Origin of the sequence: Streptomyces sp. NPDC026206 (assembly GCF_040638465.1) — a bacterium.
Taxonomy (GTDB): Bacteria; Actinomycetota; Actinomycetes; order Streptomycetales; family Streptomycetaceae; genus Streptomyces.
Genome location: NZ_JBEZYL010000022.1, coordinates 1 through 16,926, shown reverse-complemented (window position 1 = coordinate 16,926; position 16,926 = coordinate 1). Strand labels below are relative to the sequence as shown.

At 70.6% G+C, this 16,926-nt stretch carries 16 protein-coding genes and 1 pseudogene; 11 read left to right on the top strand and 6 right to left on the bottom strand.

The window, feature by feature from the left end; all coding sequences use genetic code 11:
* Positions 1-388: 388 nt before the first annotated feature.
* The 6 genes from AB0F13_RS24710 (at position 389) to AB0F13_RS24685 (ending at position 7,412) form a co-directional block, all read left to right on the top strand.
* Positions 389-1,912 carry an MFS transporter gene (locus AB0F13_RS24710; RefSeq protein ID WP_362086304.1) on the top strand — a complete coding sequence of 508 codons (1,524 nt, stop codon included), beginning with the start codon at positions 389-391 and terminating at the stop codon, positions 1,910-1,912.
* A 46-nt stretch (positions 1,913-1,958) separates the two neighbouring features.
* Complete coding sequence (locus AB0F13_RS24705; protein ID WP_362086301.1) at positions 1,959-3,320, top strand: pyridoxal-phosphate dependent enzyme; 1,362 nt, start codon at positions 1,959-1,961, stop codon at positions 3,318-3,320.
* On the top strand, positions 3,317-4,243 hold the full coding sequence (locus tag AB0F13_RS24700; protein ID WP_362086298.1) for a diiron oxygenase: 927 nt from the start codon (positions 3,317-3,319) through the stop codon (positions 4,241-4,243). Before AB0F13_RS24705 ends, AB0F13_RS24700 begins: the two co-directional genes overlap by 4 nt.
* 78 nt (positions 4,244-4,321) lie before the next feature.
* Positions 4,322-5,281, top strand: coding sequence for an ornithine carbamoyltransferase (locus AB0F13_RS24695; protein WP_362086295.1), 960 nt, complete (start codon positions 4,322-4,324; stop codon positions 5,279-5,281).
* A gap of 52 nt (positions 5,282-5,333) precedes the next feature.
* Positions 5,334-6,257 (top strand): methyltransferase domain-containing protein, encoded by a 924-nt coding sequence (locus AB0F13_RS24690; RefSeq protein WP_362086292.1) that lies wholly within the window; start codon positions 5,334-5,336, stop codon positions 6,255-6,257.
* Between the two features lie 30 nt (positions 6,258-6,287).
* Complete coding sequence (locus AB0F13_RS24685; protein WP_362086289.1) at positions 6,288-7,412, top strand: hypothetical protein; 1,125 nt, start codon at positions 6,288-6,290, stop codon at positions 7,410-7,412.
* Here the strand turns inward: AB0F13_RS24685 and thpD are convergent.
* The 4 genes from thpD to AB0F13_RS24665 all read right to left on the bottom strand — a co-directional run bounded on the left by thpD (position 7,369) and on the right by AB0F13_RS24665 (position 11,027).
* A complete protein-coding gene (gene thpD / locus AB0F13_RS24680; RefSeq protein ID WP_362086286.1) occupies positions 7,369-8,307 on the bottom strand; it encodes an ectoine hydroxylase in 939 nt (312 codons plus the stop codon). The two genes, AB0F13_RS24685 and thpD, sit on opposite strands and share 44 nt — an antisense overlap.
* Before the next feature lie 150 nt (positions 8,308-8,457).
* Positions 8,458-9,372: an ABC transporter permease subunit gene (locus tag AB0F13_RS24675; RefSeq protein WP_362086283.1), complete on the bottom strand. Its 915-nt coding sequence runs from the start codon at positions 9,370-9,372 to the stop codon at positions 8,458-8,460.
* Entirely contained in the window at positions 9,369-10,016 is a 648-nt protein-coding gene (locus AB0F13_RS24670; protein WP_362086280.1) for an amino acid ABC transporter permease, read from the bottom strand. Before AB0F13_RS24670 ends, AB0F13_RS24675 begins: the two co-directional genes overlap by 4 nt.
* Before the next feature lie 96 nt (positions 10,017-10,112).
* On the bottom strand, positions 10,113-11,027 hold the full coding sequence (locus AB0F13_RS24665; RefSeq protein ID WP_362086277.1) for a glutamate ABC transporter substrate-binding protein: 915 nt from the start codon (positions 11,025-11,027) through the stop codon (positions 10,113-10,115).
* Between the two features lie 191 nt (positions 11,028-11,218).
* On the opposite strand from AB0F13_RS24665, the gene AB0F13_RS24660 reads away from it, so the two are divergent.
* Positions 11,219-12,634: an NADP-dependent succinic semialdehyde dehydrogenase gene (locus tag AB0F13_RS24660; RefSeq protein ID WP_362086274.1), complete on the top strand. Its 1,416-nt coding sequence runs from the start codon at positions 11,219-11,221 to the stop codon at positions 12,632-12,634.
* A 25-nt stretch (positions 12,635-12,659) separates the two neighbouring features.
* Here the strand turns inward: AB0F13_RS24660 and dhaK are convergent, their stop codons facing one another.
* Both dhaK and AB0F13_RS24650 read right to left on the bottom strand, forming a co-directional pair.
* Positions 12,660-13,652: a dihydroxyacetone kinase subunit DhaK gene (dhaK, locus tag AB0F13_RS24655; RefSeq protein ID WP_362086271.1), complete on the bottom strand. Its 993-nt coding sequence runs from the start codon at positions 13,650-13,652 to the stop codon at positions 12,660-12,662.
* Between the two features lie 246 nt (positions 13,653-13,898).
* Entirely contained in the window at positions 13,899-14,438 is a 540-nt protein-coding gene (locus AB0F13_RS24650; RefSeq protein WP_362086268.1) for a hypothetical protein, read from the bottom strand.
* Between the two features lie 335 nt (positions 14,439-14,773).
* On the opposite strand from AB0F13_RS24650, the gene AB0F13_RS24645 reads away from it, so the two are divergent.
* The 4 genes and pseudogenes from AB0F13_RS24645 to AB0F13_RS24630 all read left to right on the top strand — a co-directional run bounded on the left by AB0F13_RS24645 (position 14,774) and on the right by AB0F13_RS24630 (position 16,753).
* On the top strand, positions 14,774-15,274 hold the full coding sequence (locus AB0F13_RS24645; protein WP_362086265.1) for a hypothetical protein: 501 nt from the start codon (positions 14,774-14,776) through the stop codon (positions 15,272-15,274).
* Position 15,275: 1 nt separating this feature from the next.
* A pseudogene (locus tag AB0F13_RS24640) lies at positions 15,276-15,578 on the top strand (transposase); the annotation flags it as partial.
* Between the two features lie 547 nt (positions 15,579-16,125).
* A complete protein-coding gene (locus tag AB0F13_RS24635) occupies positions 16,126-16,398 on the top strand; it encodes a hypothetical protein (protein WP_362086262.1) in 273 nt (90 codons plus the stop codon).
* On the top strand, positions 16,373-16,753 hold the full coding sequence (locus AB0F13_RS24630) for a DUF402 domain-containing protein (protein WP_362086259.1): 381 nt from the start codon (positions 16,373-16,375) through the stop codon (positions 16,751-16,753). Before AB0F13_RS24635 ends, AB0F13_RS24630 begins: the two co-directional genes overlap by 26 nt.
* Positions 16,754-16,926: the final 173 nt, after the last annotated feature.

The window sequence follows — 16,926 nt, the reverse complement described above, 5'->3', positions numbered from 1 at the left end:
CGGAAGCAATTCAGGTGCCGCCGCTTCGACCCCAGTGGTGATACCGCGCGCGTTCCCGCCACTGTTGGGAAAGAGGTTGCTTTGCTAAAGTGTCCTCTGCTCATCTTCCGAGAGCAGTCGGGGGTCAGTGAGGATGCACCGCAAAAGCATATGATCGACCGCCCACTCAAAAGTCAGCGTGTGCGGCCGTTCCTGCGAACGGAAAAGCGAGCCGACGAGCTGGATGCCGGGGCGCTCTGACCCTTGATCAGGCCTCTGATCAGGAAGAAGCCTGAGGTCGCCCCAGTCGCCGTCCCTGCCGCTTGGCGCACCGTCAAACCCCCCGGTCGTATGGTGCGCCCTTGGTTCAGGGTGTTCTCGCCTGCCCGGGCTGGATTCAGGAACGCGCATGAGAAACATTCGGGCGACCCGCGAGTTCCCGCTCGCATTGCGATTGCTATTGCTCAACCAGTTTGGGATCGACATTGGCTTCTACCTCCTGATGCCGTTTCTCGCGGCATATCTGGAGCAGGGGCTCGGAATGTCGGCCGCGCTCGTCGGTCTGGTGCTCGGGGCGCGGAATCTCAGCCAGCAGGGCCTGTTCATCCTCGGCGGATCGGCGGCCGACCGGCTGGGCCCGCGCGTGGTGATCATCACCGGGTGCGCGCTGCGGACCGTGGGCTTCGCCCTCTTCGCCTTCGGGAGCTCGCTGTGGCTGCTGCTGTGCGCCTCCGTGCTCACCGGGCTGGCGGCGGCGCTCTTCTACCCCGCCGTACGCACCTACGTCGCGCTGGAGTCGGGCGAACGCAAGGCCGAGGCCTTCGCGCTGCTCAACGTCTACGCCACCAGCGGATCACTCATCGGACTCCTCCTGGGCAGCGTGCTGTTCCTCGCCGACTTCCGGCTGTGCGCCGTGGTGGCGGCCGCGGTGTTCGGCATGCTGACGGTCGCCCAGGCGATGGTCCTGCCGACCCGCGGGGCCGTGCCCCACGGCCCCTCCGCCACGGTGCTGGGGGACTGGCGCGAGGCGTGCTGCAACCGCCGGTTCCTGCTGTTCTCCCTCGCCACCACCGGCATGTTCACCATGGAGAACCAGCTCTACCTCCTGCTGCCCGAAGGGGCGCTGGACGCCTCGGGCTGGAAGGGCGCGGCCGGCGTCCTGCTGGCCGCGGGCGCGCTCGCCAACATGATGTTCCAGCTGCGCATCACCAGAGCCCTGGAACGCAACGGCGGCGGCACCCGCTGGGTGAGCTCGGGGCTCGTGGTGATGGGGCTCAGCTTCCTGCCCCCGCTGTTCGTCTGCGGCGGGGAACCGCCGGGGAGCACGAGCGAGGCGACGGCGCGCACACTCGTCATGGTGATGGGCTCGGTCATGCTCTTCTTCGGCATCATGGTCGCCCACCCGACAGTGATGGAGATGATCCCGCAGTTCGGACGCGAGAGCCTGACGGGCACCTACTTCGGGCTGTTCTACGTCTTCTCCGGCATCGCGGCCACCGGTGGCAACGCCGTGGTCGGCCGGGCCATGGACATCGGCAAGCAGGCCGGCCTCTTCTGGCTGCCCTGGGTGTGCTGCCTGTCCTTCGGGCTGGCCTCCGCGGGCTCGGTGGCCCTGCTCTACCGCACACGGATGCTGCCCGGCGTGCCGATGCCGTCCGGGGCGCCCGTGGCCGAGGGCACCGTGGTGGGCACGGCGAGGATGGGCAGCGCGGGGATGGGCTCGGCGGTCGTCAAGCGGGCGGCGGCCCCCGTCGTCCCGGTGGTCCCCACGACACCGGCGGGCCCCTCCCCGGTGGCGCAGGGCCCGCAGCGCCCCACGCCCGCCCTGGAGTCCGCCGCCTCGGCGAGCGAAGGCATCAGACAGCAGGACACGGCCCGGCTGCCCGGCCCGGCCCGGGCCGCCGACGAGGCCTCGGACCAGCCGCCCCGCTGACCCCGGCGGCCGCCACCGGTGCGAACCGGGGTCCGGTGGAAGGGCGATGGCGCCCTCCCGGGAGATCCGGCCATCAGAAAAATCGCGAATTGCGCGGTTGCCCGGCTCCCCGGGAGGGCGCGCGAAGGCTCTGACTTCCCTTCCAGGGCAGGCAATTATGCGGCTGTCATGGACTCCTCCCCGGGGAAGGTGGCGCGTTCGCTACCTTGCAGTAGGACTGGTCGCGCCCATAAATTCGAAGATCCGGGGCCATGGTTTCCCGGTCGGCGAAGGGGCCGGTGCCGGGCAGTCTCGGGGAGGCGTCTTGGTGGGCCTTGCGGACGGACACGCGAATCCGCCAAGGGAAGGCGGATCTTTCGTGCCGCTCACGCCCGTTGTCGCTCTACAGCTTTCCGTCGACGGTTATCCGGCAACCCTGTGGCTCAAATTGGAGTCACACAATCCGCACGGTTCCGTAAAAGGCCGCACCGCGCTCGCACTATGGCGGGACGTGGTGCCCCGCGTTGACCCGGAATTCGGCATCATCGAGTCCACCTCGGGCAATCTGGGCCTTGCCCTCGCAGCCGTCGCGGCGGGCAACCAGGTACCGTTCACCGCCGTCGTGGACCCCAGGAGCAGCGCGTCCCTCGTGGACGCCGTACGCGCGCTCGACGGACGCGTGGTCACCGTCGACGAGCCGGACGGCGCGGGCGGATACCTGCTCAGCAGACTCGCCTACATCGAGGAACGGCTGGCCGCCCAGCCCCGGCTGGTCTGGCCCAATCAGTACGCCAACCCGGCCAACCCCGCGGTGCACGCCCGGGAGACCGCGCCAGAGCTACGCGCGCAGATACGGGAGCGGCCGACCAGCGTCCTGGTCGCCGTCTCCACCGGCGGCACCCTGGCCGGCTTCCGCCGCTACGTCCTGACGGCCCGGCCCGAGTGGGAACTGGTCGGCGTGGACGTCGTCGGCTCGGCGGCCCTCGGCGGCACCTCCGGCCGGCGCGTGCTGTCCGGCATCGGCGCGAGCCGCCCCTCGGCGTTCCTGCCCGACGGCTACCGCCCCACCGTCTGGATCACTCCTCAGGAGGCCGTCAGCGCCTGCCTGTGGCTCGCGGAGACCACCGGCTTGGGAATCGGCGGCAGTTCGGGCGCCCTGATCGCGAGCGCCCTGCGCCTCTTCCGCGCCACCCCCCGGCGCACCAGCGTCGCCTGTCTGTGCCCGGACGGGGCCGACCGCTACCTCGACAGCGTGTACTCGACGTCCTGGCGGGATCGCCAGGGCCTGGTGAGCGTTGACATCGGCCGGGGGGTCGAGATCCTCGCGGTGCACCACCCGCCCCGCGACCCGGCGGCGGGCGGCGCCGCCTGGTCCGCGGCCCGCGGAGCACCCGCCCCGGACGATTCCCCGAAGGGACGGTCCCGATGACCGCGGCCGAGCCCCGTCGAGAGTGGGACGAACGAGCCGGCGTGCGCACCTCACCGCGCCGCCGGCTCGGCGACGAACTCCGACGCGGGCAGCTGTTCTTCCCGCCCGCGCTCGTCCCCTATTTCGATCACCCACTGACCGGCGCGTTGCCCGGGCACCAGCGCACCGCCCTGCTCGCCCGGCACCTCTACCAATACCTCGGATTCACCGCCCAGTTCGAGACGCGCGTGGTCAACCGGGCCACCGAACGCATCGCGGGCGGCCGCGGCGGGACGGACGTCCCCACCGCGACCCGGCTCGACGCCTACCGCATCTACGTCGACGAGGGATACCACTCCCTCTACAGCCTCGACGTCATCGACCAGATCTCCCGGGCGAGCCGGATCACCCCCGCGCCGTACGACTTCGGCCCCTTTCTGGCCCGCCTGGACGAGGTGGGGGAGCGGGCCCTGCCGGACGAGACCCCGCTGGCCCAGCTGCTGCAGGTCGTGGTCTTCGAAACGCTGATCACGGCGATCCTCAACGACGTCCCCAAGGATCTTCGCGTGCTGACGGTCGTCCGTGACATCGTCCGCGACCACGCGCGGGACGAAGGCTGGCACCACGCCTTCTTCTCCGGGTTCTTCCGTGAACTGTGGGCCCGGCAGCCCGCCGCCCTGCGCGGCCGGGTCGCGCGCTGCCTGCCGGGGCTGATCCGCTCCAGCCTGCTGCCCGACCTGCGCCCCGTACGGGCCTCGCTGGCCGCCGCCGGGCTCCGGCCCGCCGCGGTGGAGGACGTCGTACGGGACTCCTACCCGGCCGGCCGTGTCGACGAGGACATCAGGAGGGCATCGCGCCACGCAGTACGGCTCTTCGAGGAAACCGGTGTCCTGGATGTGCCCGGCGGCCGGGAGGCCTTCGAGAGCGCCGGACTGCTCCGCTGAACCGAAGCCGGCCCGGGCCGGCGCGCCACCGGGCACGGCCGCCCGCCGGCCCTCCACCGAACCGAGGAGTGAGGATTCATGGGCGATACCCCCCTCCCGCCGGGCCCCGGACAGGAGCGCGGCCTGTTCTCGCTGGCCGAGCTGCCACCTCCGCTGATCGCCGGCCTCACCGCACGGTCGGTCGAGCTGTTCCACGACGCCGCGGCCCACGACCGGCCGCTGGACGGCCGGGTGGCGGGCGTGCTGTTCACCAGAACGTCGACCAGGACCCGTACCGCCTTCACCGTCGGCGCCATCCGGCTGGGCGCCGCACCGGTCACCTTCGGCCCCGGCGACCTCCAGCTGAACACGGGAGAGTCGGTGGCCGACACCGCACGGGTCCTCGGCCCGATGCTCGACCTGCTGGTCGCCCGCACCGCGGGCCCCCTGCAGGAGCTGCGCCGGCTCTCCCGGCAGGGCCGGCTGCCGGTCGTCAACGCCATGGCGGCGCAGGAACACCCCAGCCAGGGCGTGTGCGACCTGGCCACCCTCGCCCTCACCTTCGGCGACCTCACCGGCATACGGGTGCTCTACGTCGGCGAGGGCAACAACACCGCCGTCGCCCTCGCGCACGCTCTCGCGGCCGTCCGCGGTGCCCACGTCACCTTCGCCACCCCGGCCGGCTACGGCCTGCCGGCGCAGGAGCTGCGGACGGCGGAGCGGCGGGCGGGCACGGTCGGCGCGGTCGTCGAGCAGATCCACGCCCTCGGCCCCGCCCCCCAGGACGTGGACGTCGTCTACACCACCCGCTGGCAGACCACGGGCACGGCCAAGGACGACCCCGACTGGCGGGAGCGGTTCCGTCCCTTCCACGTCGACGAGGCGCTGATGGACCGCTGGCCCCGCGCGTCGTTCATGCACGACCTGCCCGCCCACCGCGGCGACGAGGTCGCCGGCCGCGTCCTGGACGGCCCCCGGTCGCTGGCGTGGACCCAGGCGGCCATGAAGCTCTCCAGCGCGATGGCCGTGCTGGAGTGGGCGGCCGCCCCGGACGGCTGACGCCCCTCTGATCCCCAGCCCGAGCCCGTACCACTCACCGACAGGGGTCCTCATGCCGAACGTCTCCCGCGTCCTGTCCTACGAGCACCTCGCCGGGGACGACTTCGTCCCGCCCGCCTCCCCGCAGGTCTTCTTCGAACCGGCCGACACCGAGATCGGGGTCTGGGTCGTCCACGACCTGCTCACCGACGGCTGCTCCGTCCTCGACCTGGGCTCGGGCAGCGGTGCGGCCGCCGCCGCGATGGCCCGCGCCGGCGCCGCCCGGGTGCACGGCGTCGACTCCGGTCCGGAGACGGTCGCCTGGGCCGGTCAGCACTACGCCTCACGCGACGGGGACGGCCGGGTCACCATCGCCCGGGGCGACTTCTCCGCGATGACCACTGGGGAGCTGCTGGCCACCGCCCCCACCCCGCTGCCCCGGCCGCTGGTGGTCACCAGCAACCCGCCCTACGTCCCCCTCACCGTGCGGGCCGACGCGCAGCGCCGCTCCATCAGCGGCGGCACGGACGGGCTGAAGTGGGCGCCGGCGATCATCGGGCACGGCCGTGCGCTCCGCAGCGACCTGGGGCTGACGATCGGCAGCTACTCGACGCCCCGCAAGGCCGTCCAGCTGCTGGAGGCGGCCGGCTACCGGGTGCACGCCGTCACGCTGTGCCCGCTGCCGCTGGGCGAGTTCACCCTGGCCAACATGGAGCAGGTGCTGGCCCTGGAGGAGGCGGGCGAGGCCGTGCTGTGGCGGGCCGGGCGCGACGTGCCCGCCTACTTCATCGTCGGCCTCGCCTGCCGGTGGACGGGGCCGGGCACGGCCGCCACGCACGACCGGCTCTCGGGGGACGGGCTGCTGGGGCTGCTGCGCGTCGCCGCCCGCTCGCGCACCGCCCGCCTGGAGACCCTGGACGGGCCGCGCCCGGACGGCTGGAGCGGGCCGCTGAGGGTTCTGGACCTGCCGGCGGCCACGGTCCGCCGGCACTGGTGAGCAAAGGCAAGAGCCGAGGGAGAACAGCCAGTGAAGGACGCAGTCAACCCACCGCTCCCGGTACTCGTCTCGCCCGTCAGCGTCACCGCCGGGGCGGTGCTGCACAGCGCCGACTTCATCCGCCACCGGCTGCGGGCCGGCGGCCGCGACAGCATCGTGCTGTACGCGGGCGTCCAGATCAACGGCACCCCCCACCTGGGGACCAACGTCATGCAAAGCGCCGCTTTTCTCCTGGCCCAGGCGGCGCGGGAACGTTTCGGTGTAGCGGCCCGCATACGGTTCGGGGCGCTGGACAACGCCCCGTACGAAACCCGCGCGTGCCCGGAGACCGGCAGCCTGTACGAGCGCTCCTACCGGCAGGCGCTGGGCGGTAGGCGCATCGAGGAGCTGGTCGCCCGGCACTACGGCGGCCTCTTCGACGAGCTGTCCGCGGCCACCGGCGTCGGCTACGAGGTCGAGACGTACACCAGCCAGCAGTCGGGGCACGCCTTCCGGGAGGAGTTCCTGGCCTCGCTCGGCCTGATGGACACGCTGCGCTGGGTGCTGGCGCCCTCCAGCGGCACCGTGCCGGTGAACTTCCCCTGCCCGCAGTGCGGCTGGTCGCAGAAGTTCGGCGAGCGGACCGAGCTGCTGTCGGCCGGGGACCAGGAGGCCCGGTTCGCGGCGTTCTGCCTCGACCACGGGAAGTACCTGGTGGACGTCACGCCCGCGACGGACGCCTTCATCGGGCTGACGACCCTGCACCGCAACCTCGTCAAGGAGCGGGTGGCCGCCCGCGACGACGCGCTGCCGGTCATCGTCAAGGGGGCCGACTGGGCGCCGGGTTGCCGCCTGCTGGACGAGGCGTTCCTGTGCTACCCGGGGACGCTGCCACCGCCGCGCCTCTTCACGCCGGTGGTGCTCTGCGACTCCGGCGCCAAGCTGTCCAAGTCGCTCATCCGCCAGGGCGCGGCCGACCTGCCGGCCGCCACCGAGCCCTGGATGCTGGACGCGTCGGTGTGGGAGGGCACGGTGGGGGAGTACGCGCGGATGCTGCTGGGCCTGGTCTCCCGCATGCTGTCCGAGCCGCGCCACTTCGAACGCGGCTACACCACGCGGGAGGTGGCCCGCCTCATGGGCCGCCGGGGCCCGGGCCCGTCCGGGGGAGCGGGATGACTTCGCGGCTGGCCAGGTAGCGGGGGCGCGGCCTGGGCGCCGCGTAGGGAACCCCGAGCGGGTTGTGCACGCTGTTGTAGACCACGAAGAGGTTGGTCCGCGAGAAGGGCGAGGTGTTGCCGTTCGAGGCGTGCAGGCAGTTGCAGTCGAACATGACGGCCGAGCCGGGCGCCCCGGTGAACTGCCGGATGCCGTGCCGTTCGGCCAGCGCCGTCACACCGGCCCGGTCCGCCGACCCGGCCGGGAGGTTCTTCCCCAGCAGCGACAGCTTGTGGTAGTCGGAGGGCGTCTCGCCGACCGACGGGAGGAACGTCCGGTGCGAACCGGGGATGATCATCAGGGGGCCGTTGTACGGCATGTTGCCGGTGAGCGCGATGGACAGGCTCAGGGCCCGGGGCGCGGGCATCCCGTCCTCGGAGTGCCAGGTCTCGAAGTCGGAGTGCCAGCCGAACGGTGAACCGCCGAAAGCGGCCTTGTAGTTCACTCTGCTTTGATGGATGTACACCTCGGAACCGAGGATCTGCCGCGCCATCCCGGCGAGCGGCTCGGAACGGATGACGGCGGCGAACACCTCGGAGAGCTCATGCACTTCGAAGAGCGAACGGATGCCGTCGGAGTCGGGCTCCATGACCATGCGCTCCGTGCCGCGCACCATGCTGTCCGCGGACATTCTCGCGATTTCCGCGCGGCATTCGGCGACCTGTTCACCACTCAGCAGCGCCTCGAAGGCGAGGAAGCCGTCGCGCTCGTACGCCACCAGCCGCCCGGCGTCCAGCGGACCGCCTTCGGTCCCGCCCCAGACGACGGGATGGCTCCGGTCCACGGGGACCGACTCGGTGACATGGCGGGTGGGGTACGGATCGTGCGCGGTACCGGGCACCGGGGAGGAGGACATCGCCGCGACTCCAGAAGTATCGGGGATACCGGGACGAACGGCTGTGACGTTTCTGCCGTCGGAAGGAGAAATCCGCTGCATGGCTTCCCGTGGCCGCAGACGGAAAAACCTGGCCGCCGGCCCCCTCCCCGCTGCCCGGGGGGATTTCGGTCAAGGTCGCGGAACCGAGCGGATACGGGGCCCCGGACGGCGCTGCCTGCCGCGCCGGGCCAGCCGCCGGGCGAATGCGGAGAGACAAAGGCACATGCCGATATAGACCGGGCCGACGACGAGCAGGACGGGTATGTAGGGATAGCCGGAGGGTGTCGCCGTGTTCTGGGCCAGGAGTTTCCCTGCGTAGAGAAGTTCCTCGTAGGTGATGATGAAACCGAGCGAGGTGTCCTTGAGCGTGACGACGAGCTGGCTGACGATGCCGGGCAGCATGGCCCGTACGGCCTGGGGCAGGACCACGGTCATGGTCACCTGACTCTTGCGCATGCCCAGCGCGTACGCCGCCTCGCGCTGGCCCCCGGGCACGGCCCGGGCCCCGGCCCGCAGGATCTCCGCCTGCACGGACCCGTTGTACAGCGCGATGCCGATGACCAGCGCCCACAGGGTGGGGCCGGCGAAGTTGTCCGCGAGCCAGTTGCCGGTGCGGCCGAACTCCGTGCGCAGAAAGCGGGCGGCGGTGGCCACGCAGGACCGCAGCCAGCCCGTGTTGTACAGCGCGAAGATCATGATGAGCAGCGGCATGGCCCGGAAGAACTCCACCAGCGCCGTGGCGGGCCAGCGCAGGAACCGGTGGTCGGAGAGCCGTCCGGCGGCCAGCAGCAGGCCCAGCAGCAGTGACAGCACCACGGCCAGGGTGAACGCCTTGAGCGTCTCCAGGGCGCCGATCAGGATCCGTCGTTGTACGCCCCGGTAGGTGAAGGCCTCCCACATCGCCGGGGTGAACTGACCGGCATCACGCAGCCGGAGCACCACATGGACGGCCAGGGCGGCGATGCCGAGGACCGCCAGGGCGCCGATCAGGAGATTGCGGCGGCGGGCACGGGGGCCCGGGGTGTCGAAGAGGACGGAGCTCACCGCGCCACCGCCAGCCGGTGCTCCAGCAGCCGGAAGAGCGCGCTGATGGTGAGGATGAGCAGGAGGTAGGCGACGGAGACCCACAGGAAGACGGTCAGGATGGCGTAACCGCGCTCGGCGAGGGTCTTCTCCACGCTGAACAGCTCGTAGACGCTGAACCCGCCGGCCAGCGCCGAGTTCTTCGTCAGCGTGATCAGCAGGCTGCCGACGGGCGGGACAGCGACCCGGCCGGCCTGCGGCAGCACGACCAGAAAGGCCGTCTGCGCGAAGGACATCCCCAGGCTGCGGGCCGCCTCCGCCTGGCCGACGTCGACGGTGTTGACGCCCGACCGGAGCGCCTCGCAGACGAACGCGGAGGTGTAGACGCCCAGGGTCAGCACGGCGAGGGTGAAGTAGCTCAGCCCGGACAGCCCGACCATCGGCAGGCCCAGCGTCACGCCGAAGAACAGCAGGGTGAGCGGGGTGTTGCACAGCACGGTCACCCCGGCGGTGCCGAACGCGCGCAGCGGCGGGACGGGCGAGACCCGGAAGAGGGTCAGAACGGTGCCCAGGCCCAGGGCGAGCAGCGCGCTGAGGCCGGTCAGTGCCACGGTACCGAGGAACCCTCTGCGGAACAGGCCGACGTTGTCCAGCAGTACGTGCACGGTCGCCTCCGTGACCTCGGCGGGCCCGCGTGCCGGCCCGGGCGGGTGGGTACTCCGGGGCCGTGACCTGCCGCGCGCGGCAGCTCCCGCCCCGGGTCAGTACCGGATCACCTCCGGCGGGGTGGGGGCGGGGGCGCCGGAACGGCCGAGGGTGGCGGCGTAGGCCCTGAGCCAGTCGCCGTTGCCGCGGTGGTGCTCCAGCGCGTCGTTGACCGCGTCGCGCAGGGCCTTGTCACCGCGGGTGAGCCCGACGCCGTAGGGCTCCTGGGAGAAGGGCCTGCCGACGACCCGCAGCCTGCCGCCGTTCTGCGCGGCGTACCCCTTCAGTATCGTGTCGTCGCTGGTCACCGCGTCCGTCTCGCCGCTGATCAGGTCCTGGACGCACTGCGCGTAACTGTCGTGGGAGCTGACCTCGGCGCCGTAGGAGGGGTTCTCGATGCGCCGCCAGGGGGTGGAGCCGGTGACGGAGCAGACCCGCCGGCCCCTGAGGTCGTCCGGGCCGCGGATGTCCTTCTCGTCCCGCTTGACCAGCAGGTCCTGCCCGGCGATGTAGTACGGCCCGGCGAAGGAGACGTGCTTCTTGCGCTCGTCGTTGATGGTGTACGCGGCGACGTAGAAGTCGACGTCCCCCTGGGAGATGGCCGTCTCCCGGCCCTGCGGGGAGACGGTCTTCCAGGTGATCTGCCCGGGCCCGAACCCGAGGTCGGCCGCGATCATCCTCGCGATCTCGATGTCGAACCCGAAGCGGCGGCCCGTGACGGGGTCCTCGAAGCCCAGGAACGGGTGGTCCGACTTCACGCCGATCACGATCCGGTGGGCGGCCCTGGCGTGCCGCAGGGCGGGCGAACCGCTGACGGTGACATTCCGGTTGACCGGGTAGGCCATGCGGTGCTCCCCGTTGCCGATCAGGGCGGCCACGCTGCCCGGGGGAACGCCTTCCCGGCCGCAGGAGACCAGCGAGGCCAGCGTGAGCAGTGCGATGGTCGGGACCAGGGGACTCCTCGGCCTCATTCTGCTCCAGGTGAGAGAAAAAGGCGGATGACCCTGTGATCCTTGGATCACCCAAGACGAAAACCAGCATACCGACGGTGGCGTGGTACGCCACCGGTGATGCGCCCGCGCACGCGATCCGGGTGACGCCCCGGCGGGATGCCCGGGCGGCACGTCTTGCGCGGGCGGGCACGGCGCCGCAGAGTCGAGGCATGCCCATCGCAACGGTGAACCCAGCGAACGGCGAGACGCTCAAGACCTTCGACGCACTGGGCCCGGAGGAGATCGAGCGACGCCTGGCCGCGGCCGCGGCGGCCTTCCGGCAGTACCGCACCACGGACTTCGCCGAACGGGCGCGGCTGCTCGGCCGCGCCGCGGACCTCCTGGACGACGACGGCGACGACATCGCCCGCACCATGACCACCGAGATGGGCAAGCCGCTGGCCGCGGCCCGCGCGGAGGCGGCGAAGTGCGTGAAGGCGATGCGCTGGTACGCGGCGAACGCGGAGCGGCTGCTGGCGGACGAGCTCCCCTCCGACGCGGAGGTCAAGGACGCCGGCGCGGCACACGCCCGCGTCCACTACCGCCCGATGGGAGTGATCCTCGCCGTCATGCCGTGGAACTTCCCCCTGTGGCAGGTCGTCCGCTTCGCGGCGCCCGCCCTCATGGCGGGGAACACCGGCCTGCTCAAGCACGCCTCGAACGTGCCGCAGACCGCGCTCTATCTGGAGGACCTCTTCCGCAGGGCCGGTTTCGCCGAGGGCTGCTTCCAGACCCTGCTCGTGGGCTCCGGTGCCGTGGAGTCCATCCTGCGCGACCCCCGCGTCGCCGCGGCGACGCTCACCGGCAGCGAACCGGCGGGCCGCTCGGTCGCGGCGGTCGCCGGCGACGAGGTCAAGAAGACGGTCCTGGAACTGGGCGGCAGCGACCCGTACGTGGTGATGCCGTCGGCGGATGTCGCCCGCGCGATCCGCACGGCCGTTACGGCCCGCGTCCAGAACAACGGCCAGTCCTGCATCGCGGCGAAGCGCTTCATCGTGCACACCGACATCTACGACGCCTTCGCCGAGCGCTTCACCGCCCTGATGGCGGGGCTGACCGTCGGCGACCCCATGGCGGAGTCCACCGACGTCGGCCCGCTCGCCACGGAACGCGGCCGCGCGGACCTGGAGGAGCTCGTCGACGACGCCGTACGCCGCGGCGCGACCGCCCTGTGCGGCGGCCGCCGCCCCACGGACCCGGCCGAGCTCGCCCGGGGCTGGTACTACGAACCCACCGTCCTCGCCGGGGTCGCCCCGGGCATGCGCATCCACCACGAGGAGGCCTTCGGTCCGGTGGCCTCGCTGTACCGTGTCCGCGACCTCGACGAGGCGGTCGCGGTGGCCAACGACTCACCCTTCGGCCTCAGTTCCAACGTATGGACCCGTGACGAGGGCGAACAGCGGCGGTTCGTACGTGACATGGAGGCCGGCGGCGTCTTCTTCAACGGCATGACGGCCTCCCACCCGGCGCTGCCCTTCGGCGGCGTCAAGCGGTCCGGCTACGGCCGGGAGCTGTCGGGCCACGGCATCCGCGAGTTCTGCAACGCGACGACTGTCTGGCACGGCGAGGAACCGGGCGCAGGGTGACGGCCGCCGGGAAGCGAGCCTTGGATCACCGCCCCCAGCGGAGCCCGGGGGTCTGCACGGGCGCGTCGTACAGGCGCAGCAGCTCGTCGTCCACCTGGCACACGGTCACCGAGGCGCCCGCCATGTCGAGCGAGGTCACGTAGTTCCCCACGAGCGAGCGCGCGACCGGCACGCCGCGCTCACGCAGCACGCGGTGCACCTCCGCCGTGAAGCCGTACAGCTCCAGCAGCGGGGTCCCGCCGGCCCCGTTGACCAGCACCAGCACCGGCCCGCTCGGGCGGAGGTCCTCCAGCACCGCGTGCACGGCGAAGTCCGCGATCTCCCCCGACGTCATCATCGCCCGCCGCTCCCTGCCGGGCTCGCCGTGGATGCCCACCCCCAACTCCAGCTCACCGGAGGGAAGGTCGAAGGTCGGACCGCCCTTGGCCGGCGTGGTGCAGGACGCCAGGGCGACGCCGAAGCTCCGCGACGACTCGTTGACCCGGCGGGCGATCGCCTCCACCCGCTCCAGCGGCGCACCCCCCTCGGCGGCCGCACCCGCGATCTTCTCCACGAAGAGCGTCGCCCCGGTTCCGCGCCGCCCGGCGGTGTAGAGGCTGTCGGTCACGGCGACATCGTCGTTGACCAGGACGCTGGCGACCTGGATGCCCTCGTCCTCGGCGAGCTCGGCGGCCATGTTGAAGTTGAGCACGTCACCCGTGTAGTTCTTCACGACGAACAGCACTCCCGCCCCGCTGTCCACGGCCGCCGCCGCGCGCACCATCTGATCGGGAACGGGAGAGGTGAACACCTCCCCGGGGCATGCCGCATCCAGCATCCCCACCCCCACGAACCCCCCGTGCAACGGCTCATGCCCCGACCCCCCACCCGACACCAGCCCCACCTTCCCGGCCACGGGCGCATCCCGCCGCACGACGACGCGCCGCTCCACATCGACCGCCAGCTCAGGATGCGCGGCGGCCATCCCACGCAACGCGTCGGCGACCACGGTCTCGGGGACGTTGATGAGCATTTTCATGGGGGGCTCCGGGGGTGCTGGGCGGACGAGCCCCTGACCTGCGTTTTCGCAGGTCAGGGCTGGTTCGGCAGGTAGTTGATCTAGGCGGTCTCTGGCGGTCGATGGCTGGGGCTGGCGGTACTGATGCTGACCTAATGCTGACTTTGCTGATGGTTCGTCAGCTACCCCTGGGGGCTGTCTGCGGTCTCGGGAAGCGTACCGAGACCGGTGGCAGGGGCGAGCGCTCCAAGGAGGCGGAATAGGGGGTCATGGCTCCCGCACACGAATTTTGACCCAGCCGGTCTTCCGCTTGGCGGGGGTCGCATGGCGTTTGCGGCAGCGTTTGCGAGACGCCCTGTGCGACGTGCGTATCGGACTTGTGCTGACTGATCCAGGGAGGGTGAATAGCTGCTGATAGTGGGAGGGGATATCGGTACTGCCCCAGTACTTCGTCCCGGCAGGCGGCGAACCTGCAGGTCGGGCTGCTGCCGACGAGCTCCGGACCTGTTGAAGCATCAGCGAGTTACTCTCGCAATGAGCGCCGTGGACTCGGTCGGAAAGCTCAGCTGGGCGGTTGGTTTCGTACATCTCACGGATGCGCGTGTCGATGCCGTCGGCCTTGTCCGCGGTGGCGTTGGCGCGGCGCAGCTGGTCTTCGGCGGTGTTGAGCTGGGCGGTGATGCGGACGCACCACTGGTAGCCGGGGGCCTGGTCGGTGCCGAGGACCGCGGCCAGGGCAGCAGCGGCTGCTTCGGCCTCGCGGGTTTTGGTGGCGGCGTCGGCGGCAGCCTGGTCCGCCTCGTCCACGAGGCTTTCGAGCCGGGTGGTGCCCAGATGTCCATAGGGCCGGGCCGTCCAGTCCTCGACCGGCTCTGAAACGGGTTCCGGCTGGGGCGCGGCCGGTTCGGGGCGCGCGGCGTAGCCGACGGCCAGGAAGCGTTCCAGGGGCCGCCGCTCGGGCTCCGTCTGTTCCTGGTGGTCCTGCGCCTGCTCACCGGCGTAGGCATCGTGGCGCCATACGACCAGCCTGCGGCGCGGCCCACCGTCCCGCAGCCCGGCAGAGCTGTCCAGGGCCCCTAGCCGGGGGTGTGCCTTACGTTCGTCCCTGGGGTGTGCCGGGGGTGTTGTGCATATTGCTGGGTATGACGCCTCCGCTCGCCACCCGCATACACCTGGTGATCACTTTCGCGCTGGTGACGTGCGCGGCGCTCGGCGGGATCTGCTTCGGTCTTCTCCTGGGCGGCCCGATCACGGCTGTGATTGTTGCGGGTGCAGCCGGTCTGGGTACATGGGTCGGGTCGTTCTTCGCCCGCCGCCAGATCGTCGCCCTCTTCCGGCCCGAGAGCGATGTCGCCCGGGCCGACGGCTATGCCGAGGGGATCGCCGACGGGGTCCTGGTAAGTATCGCGACGTACCAGGCCGCGGTCTTCCCGCTCACCCCGGACGGGGTGAGCGAAGAGGAACGACAGGCCCGCCGCACCGTCGCCTACCGGGTCTCCGCTTATGACGGTCTGCCCCTTGCGGTACGGGTTTCGGCGGCCGAAGCCCTGGAAGCCGTCGACCAGGGCCTGGACGCCGACCGCGCCCAGGCCGCGATGAAGGCTTTGTCCCTCACGGTCTACGCGCACCGCGGCGGCCGGTGAGCAGTGGAAGCCGGGTGACCCGGAGGTCCTGGTCGTGCTGGACGCCGGGTACGACGCTCCGCGCATCGCTCGTCTGCTGGCCGGGCTGCCTGTCGAGGTCCTCGGCCGCCTGCGTTCGGACCGTGTGTTGCGGCGGCCGACACCGCCGCGGGTCTACGACCCCCAGGGCGGCCGGCCGCCGAAACACTGTGGAGAGTTCGTCTTCGGCGATCCGGGCACCTGGGGTACCGAGCAGGCCGTGACAATCACGGACACCCGCCTCAGCAGCAAGGCGACCGCTCAGGCGTGGGACCGGCTGCACCCCACAGGACAGCAAGTGCGCCGTAACTTACCAGCAGCAGCGGCCGCGCACCCGTTCGGTCAGCGAGACGTCCCAACGGCACGGTTCCCAGAAATCCGAAGAAACCTGCCACTGCAAGACCGAAACCCACTTGGGAGGCAGTCAGTCCGGCATACCGGGTCAAGAAAATGACGCTGGAGGTCAAAAATAACCCGCTACCCGCCGATTGCGCCAGAGTCAATACGGCCAGGCGTCGAGCAGCCCCCCTCTTCCGGCACTAAGTCAGCCATCCAAGCTGACCGATACTCTTTAGCTCTTTTTCGTAACATGCCTTGCCTGAGTGTTGCAACCCATGACGAGAGGTTCGCCATCTGGGTCATTTCGTGCCATCCGCGCTCCCCGGATGGGATTCCATGCGAAGGCACCAGTTCAAGATCCACTACGAACGATTCCCCCTACACGCATCGACCGTCAAGAGGTGAACGTAAAGCAATACCAAGTGAACTCAAACTTTTCTTCATGGGCGTCCCTGAGGTACGGACCACTCGACGCGCCATGGTTCCGTGGGGGCATGAATGAACGCTTCTTACCCGGACAGATCATCGTTCGCCGCGAGCTGCTCGACGATAAGCCGTGGCTGACCTATCCGGTGCGCGTGGTCGAGGACAGTGCTGATCTGCTGGCGCTGTACATGGCTCAGGGCACACCCATGACCTTCGGCCCTGGGCCGTTCTCGTGGGGCCCCCACCCGTGGCAAGCCATCGCAGACACGTGGCAGTCGCCCGGGGTGCTCCAACTCCAGAGGCCCGGCGACCTGTATGCGGTGGGTCTTCTGGAGCGATGACCGTTCCCGCCACGATTGGTACATCAACTTCCAGCGGCCGTTCCGCAGGACGACGCATGGGATCGACACCCTGGACCTCGAACTCGACATCTGGGTTCCCGGGGACGGGAGCCCCTACCGCTGGAAGGACGTCGACCACTTCGAGGAGCGGGCGAAGGCCGGCGGCTTCGCCGAGGGCGAGGCCGACCGTGTGCGCGAGGAGGCTCGGGAATTGGCGGCCGTCCTTGAGCGTGGGGAGGCATGGTGGGACCTGGCATGGGCGCGGTGGCGCCCCAACGACACCTGGACCATCACAGACCCCGTGCCGTACAAACTGGCCGAGTCGGTACGCCCTGTCACTACCGTCCCGAGTTGAGCGGAAGAGCCCACCACAGCCTGCAGAACAACGGGCTCAACCACGCCAGGTACCTATGAGCCTTCGCCACCCTCACTTAGACGCCGTTTCTTATGGTGTGATCGTTCGTTGAGCCGTGCATGACGGATCTGGTTGAGCGACTGGTACCGGACGAGTTATGGGCGTTGTTCCGG

Bases quoted from the DNA above. Each gene is read 5' to 3' on its own strand.
- AB0F13_RS24710 (WP_362086304.1), top strand. From the start codon at position 389: ATGAGAAACATTCGGGCGACCCGCGAGTTCCCGCTCGCATTGCGATTG.
- AB0F13_RS24705 (WP_362086301.1), top strand. From the start codon at position 1,959: ATGGCGCCCTCCCGGGAGATCCGGCCATCAGAAAAATCGCGAATTGCG.
- AB0F13_RS24700 (WP_362086298.1), top strand. From the start codon at position 3,317: ATGACCGCGGCCGAGCCCCGTCGAGAGTGGGACGAACGAGCCGGCGTG.
- AB0F13_RS24695 (WP_362086295.1), top strand. From the start codon at position 4,322: ATGGGCGATACCCCCCTCCCGCCGGGCCCCGGACAGGAGCGCGGCCTG.
- AB0F13_RS24690 (WP_362086292.1), top strand. From the start codon at position 5,334: ATGCCGAACGTCTCCCGCGTCCTGTCCTACGAGCACCTCGCCGGGGAC.
- thpD (WP_362086286.1), bottom strand. From the start codon at position 8,307: ATGTCCTCCTCCCCGGTGCCCGGTACCGCGCACGATCCGTACCCCACC.
- AB0F13_RS24665 (WP_362086277.1), bottom strand. From the start codon at position 11,027: ATGAGGCCGAGGAGTCCCCTGGTCCCGACCATCGCACTGCTCACGCTG.
- AB0F13_RS24660 (WP_362086274.1), top strand. From the start codon at position 11,219: ATGCCCATCGCAACGGTGAACCCAGCGAACGGCGAGACGCTCAAGACC.
- dhaK (WP_362086271.1), bottom strand. From the start codon at position 13,652: ATGAAAATGCTCATCAACGTCCCCGAGACCGTGGTCGCCGACGCGTTG.
- AB0F13_RS24645 (WP_362086265.1), top strand. From the start codon at position 14,774: ATGACGCCTCCGCTCGCCACCCGCATACACCTGGTGATCACTTTCGCG.
- AB0F13_RS24635 (WP_362086262.1), top strand. From the start codon at position 16,126: ATGAATGAACGCTTCTTACCCGGACAGATCATCGTTCGCCGCGAGCTG.
- AB0F13_RS24630 (WP_362086259.1), top strand. From the start codon at position 16,373: ATGCGGTGGGTCTTCTGGAGCGATGACCGTTCCCGCCACGATTGGTAC.